General features: G+C 72.1%; 4 protein-coding genes. 2 read left to right on the forward strand and 2 right to left on the reverse strand.

Annotation, left to right across the window (positions count from 1 at the left end; translation table 11 throughout):
• Positions 1–26: 26 nt before the first annotated feature.
• Together CCR87_RS00310 and CCR87_RS00315 are read right to left on the reverse strand one after the other, a co-directional pair.
• A complete protein-coding gene (locus CCR87_RS00310) occupies positions 27–743 on the reverse strand; it encodes an aspartate/glutamate racemase family protein (RefSeq protein WP_201155347.1) in 717 nt (238 codons plus the stop codon).
• A complete protein-coding gene (locus CCR87_RS00315; protein ID WP_201155348.1) occupies positions 743–1,378 on the reverse strand; it encodes a flavin reductase family protein in 636 nt (211 codons plus the stop codon). The genes CCR87_RS00310 and CCR87_RS00315 overlap by 1 nt, the downstream gene beginning before the upstream one ends.
• Positions 1,379–1,542: 164 nt before the next feature.
• Between CCR87_RS00315 and CCR87_RS00320 the strand changes: the two genes are divergently transcribed.
• Both CCR87_RS00320 and CCR87_RS00325 read left to right on the forward strand, forming a co-directional pair.
• Positions 1,543–2,223: a GntR family transcriptional regulator gene (locus CCR87_RS00320; protein ID WP_201155349.1), complete on the forward strand. Its 681-nt coding sequence runs from the start codon at positions 1,543–1,545 to the stop codon at positions 2,221–2,223.
• A 349-nt stretch (positions 2,224–2,572) separates the two neighbouring features.
• On the forward strand, positions 2,573–2,780 hold a 208-nt coding region (locus CCR87_RS00325; RefSeq protein WP_201155350.1), incomplete at its 3' end, for a hypothetical protein.

Below are 2,780 nucleotides of genomic sequence, written 5' to 3' on the forward strand. Positions count from 1 at the left end.
CCCCCGGCTGCGGCCGGCCCGGGGGGTCAGGCCGCGGGCCGCCCCCGCTTGGGCCGGGGGTCGGCATAGGCGCCCAGCTTGGAGGTGGCGAAGCCGCCCGCCGCCAGCGCCTCGGCGAGCTTGACGGCCGCGGCCACGCCGTCGATGACCGGCACGCCGGTGCGGATGGCCAGGCGCGCGGCCATGTCGGCCATCCCGGCGCAGCCCAGCACCACGGCCTCGGCGCCGTCCTCGGTGCGGGCGGCGCGGATGGCGGCCTCCAGCAGGGCCTCGGCGTGGGCGGGGTCCTCGTCCAGCGCCAGCACCGGCAACTCCACCGCGCGGACGCGGCGGCACTGGCGCGCGGCGCCGTAGCGGTCCACCAGATCCTCGATGATCGGCACCGACCGGCCCAGGGTGGTGACCACCGAAAACCGCCGCGCGGTCGCCATCGCCACCGTGACCGCCGCATGGCACAGCCCGACGACGGGGGCGGTGGCCTCCTCCCGGGCGGCATCCAGGCCGGGGTCGTCAAAACAGGCGACGACATGGGCGGCCGCCCCCATCGCGCGCCCCTCGCGGATCAGCGCCAGCATGGCGGGGACCGACAGCGCCTCGTCGGCGTGGCCTTCGATGCTGGCGGGCGTGTCGGGGGGGCACTGCGCCAGGATGCGGGTGCCGGGGTTGGCCACGCGGCGGGCCTGGCGGCCGATCGCCTCGGTCATCGCGGCGGTGGAGTTGGGGTTGACCAGTTGCAGCAGCATCACGGGCGTCCTCCGGGTCCGGCCATCAGCGCCTCCAGCGGCGGGTCGCGCAGCACGAACTGGTCGCGCGCGGCGATGTAGCTGTCGGCGTGCAGCCGGGCGACGGGCTGATAGCGGGCGGGGTCGACATACCGCCCCGCCGCGTCCAGGCAGCTGTCGTGGACATGCATGTGCACCACCTCTCCCAGGATCACCGCGCGCCGGGGATAGTCGATGATGCGCTCCAGCCGACATTCGAAGGCACAGGGGCTTTCGCCGATGCGCGGGGCCGCGACCCGGGTGCCGGGAACGGCCGTCAGCCCGGCCAGCGCGATCTCGTCCACGCCGGGGCCGGGGTCGAGGCCGCACAGCAGCATCCCCGGCGCCAGCGCCATGTCCACCATGTTGACGGTGAAGTCGCCGGTGGCGCGGATGTTGGCCACGGTGTCCTTGTCCCGGCCCGGTTCGCGCGGCTGGATGCCCAGCACCAGCAGCGGCGGCTCGTGCGAGACGACGTTGAAGAAGCTCATGGGGGCGGCGTTGTGGATGGCGTCCGGCCCGCGGGTGGAGACGAGCGCGATGGGGCGCGGGCCGACGAAATTGGTCAGCCAGCGGTAGCGCTCCGCGGCGTCGGCGCGGGTGAAATCGACGTCCATGCGCTGGGTCCTCCGGGTGCTTCGGGGACAGGCTAGGGGGGGATGCCACGATTGTCGACAGGAATGTCGTCGAGACTGTGTGCGATTGTGCCTGAAATCTTGACTTCTGCCCGGTTCCGCAGCATCGCAAGGGGCCGCGACACCCAGCACCCCACGGAGGCCCCATGCCCGACCCCCGGCCGAGCGCCACTGTGGAGACGATCTGCGAACGCATCTGGCTGGCCATCGCCGAACGCCGGCTGCGCCCCGGCGCCCGCCTCAAGGAAGAACAGCTCGCAGAGATCTTCGAGGTCAGCCGCGCGCGCATCCGCCAGGCCTTTGCCATGCTGGAGCGCGACGGGCTGATCCTGCTGGTGCCCAACCGCGGCGCCTGCGTGGCCGAGCCGACCATCGACGAGGCGCGCGACGTCTTCTTTGCCCGCCGCGCCATCGAGGGGCGGGTGGTGGAGCGGCTGTGCGCGCGCATCGACGCGCCCGGCATCGCCCGCCTGCGCGCCCATGTCGAGGCCGAGCGCGCGGCCCATGCCGCCCGCGACCGCTCGGCCATCGTGCGGCTGTCGGGGGCGTTCCACCTGCTGATCGCAGAGCTGTCGGGGGCGGGGTACCTGCAACAGGTGCTGCGGGACCTGATCTCGCGCACCTCGTTGATCACGGCGGTGTACCAGCCGCAGATGGTCGCCAACTGCGGCCCCGACGAACATGCCGACCTGGTGGAGGCCATCGCCGCGGGCCACACCGCGCGCGCCGTGGCGCTGATGGCCGCGCATCTGGACCATGTGGAGCGGGACATCGACCTTCAGGGCGCCGCAGACCCCCCCCGCGATCTGCGCGAAGCGCTGCTCTGAGGGCGCGGCCCGCGCCGACCCCGGACGGGGGGGGGCGTGCCGTTTTGTCCGCACCATGTCCGCTTGAATGGGATGGGGATACAAATTAGAACCTTTGGCTAGTGTCCAAGGGATCAGATTCAATCAAATGGCTAGGATGGCGCGAAACGCGGTGCTCGCCCTTGCTGTCGCGTCTGCGCTGGCGGGGTCGGCATCGGCGGCGACGGACAGTGGCCATGCCCTGTGGATGTCCCACGGGGTTCCATTTCACGTCGCAGTTGAATCCCGGGACCTTTCGCAAAGGGCGGATCGGGCCGAATCAGAAAACCTGAATTCCTTTCGCCTGTTATTTTCGATCTTTCCCGTCGACATGCGCGGCAACCCCAATGTCCCGCTCCTGTGGCGCGCGGACGCGGCGACGACGCTGGACATCGCGCGCAACTTCCGCACCGGGTCGCCCACCCTGCGAACGCTGATGGCGACGCTGCCGCCCGAGGTGGACGCCCCGGCGGCCACGCCGACGCAGCGCGGGCGCGCGGCGGCGGCGCTGCGGGATCTGGTGCAGGGGGCGCAGACGA

It is taken from the genome of Rhodobaculum claviforme, assembly GCF_016653255.1.
Classification (GTDB): Bacteria; Pseudomonadota; Alphaproteobacteria; order Rhodobacterales; family Rhodobacteraceae; genus Rhodobaculum; species Rhodobaculum claviforme.